At 58.1% G+C, this 1246-nt stretch carries 1 protein-coding gene and 1 pseudogene; one reads left to right on the top strand and one right to left on the bottom strand.

Annotated features, from left to right (window positions below; genetic code table 11):
• Positions 1-342, top strand: a 342-nt coding sequence (locus BFF42_RS17720; protein ID WP_073841232.1) for an integrase core domain-containing protein, incomplete at its 5' end; no start/stop codon positions are given.
• A gap of 6 nt (positions 343-348) precedes the next feature.
• Here BFF42_RS17720 and BFF42_RS17715 read toward each other — a convergent pair.
• Positions 349-1246 (bottom strand): annotated as a pseudogene (locus BFF42_RS17715) (IS66-like element ISEc22 family transposase); the annotation flags it as partial.

Raw genomic sequence — 1246 nt, 5'->3', positions numbered from 1 at the left:
GGTAAGCCCGGCGGGGTGATGTTCCACAGCGATCAGGGCAGTCATTATACGAGCAGGCAGTTCCGGCAGTTATTGTGGCGATACCAGATCAGACAGAGTATGAGCCGGCGCGGAAACTGCTGGGATAACAGCCCAATGGAACGCTTCTTCAGGAGTCTGAAGAACGAATGGATGCCGGTGGTGGGTTACGTAAGCTTCAGCGAGGCAGCTCACGCCATAACGGACTATATCGTTGGATATTACAGCGCACTAAGACCGCACGAATATAACGGTGGGTTACCCCCAAACGAATCGGAAAATCGATACTGGAAAAACTCTAACTCGGTGGCCAGTTTTTGTTGACCACTTCAGGGCGTATGCGAACGCTTTCGCCAGTTCTGAGTGTCGCGACAGGGTTTTCATCTTTTCACGCAGCCAGCTTTCCAGGGATTTCAGCAGCGGTTTCGTTTTCAACTGACGTTCGGCAAGGCGCTGCTCCGCCGTCATTCCCCTTATCTCTGCCTCGATGGCGTACAGTTCGCCGATCCGTTTCAGCGCTTCCTCCGTCAGGGCTGACGGGGTGCGAACGTGCACATCGTGGATTTTACGGCGGGCGTGAGCCCAACAGGCGGCTTCCGTTATCCGGCCATCCCGGTACAGCTCGTTGAACCCGGCGTATGCATCCGCCTGCAGTACACCACTGAACCCCGCAAGATGGGTCTGCGGATGGATGCCTTTTCTGTCCGGGCTGTAAGCGAACCACACCGCCGGCGCCAGCGTTGACCCGGCGTTACGGTCGTCACGAACGTAGGTCCATAACCGCCCGGTCTTCGTTTTCTTATTGCCTGGCAACAGCACCGGGACAGGCGTGTCATCAGCATGGAGCTTACCGTCAGTCAGCACATAGTCCTGAAGCGCTTCTTCCAGCGGTGACAGTAGCCGGCAGCATGCATCCACCCAGCCCGACAGCAGTGAACGACTCAGCTCCACGCCCTGGCGGCCGTACATTTCAGACTGGCGGTACAGCGGGGTGTGCTCTGCATACTTTGAGATCAGCACGCGGGCCAGCAGCCCCGGTCCTGCGATACCCCGCTCGATGGGCCGTGAAGGCGCGGGGGCCTGCACGATGGCATCGCACTGAGTACAGGCATGCTTTTCACGTACAGTCCGGATAACCCGGAAGACGCTGCGCATCAACTCCAGCTGTTCGGCGGCATCCTCACCCAGATAGCTCAGTGAGCCTCCACATTCCGGGCAGCATGACGCT

Source organism: Shigella sp. FC1661 (assembly GCF_001712525.1).
Lineage (GTDB): Bacteria > Pseudomonadota > Gammaproteobacteria > Enterobacterales > Enterobacteriaceae > Escherichia > Escherichia coli.
Note: the sequence above shows the minus strand (reverse complement) of the source record. Positions and strands in the feature narration are given on the sequence as shown.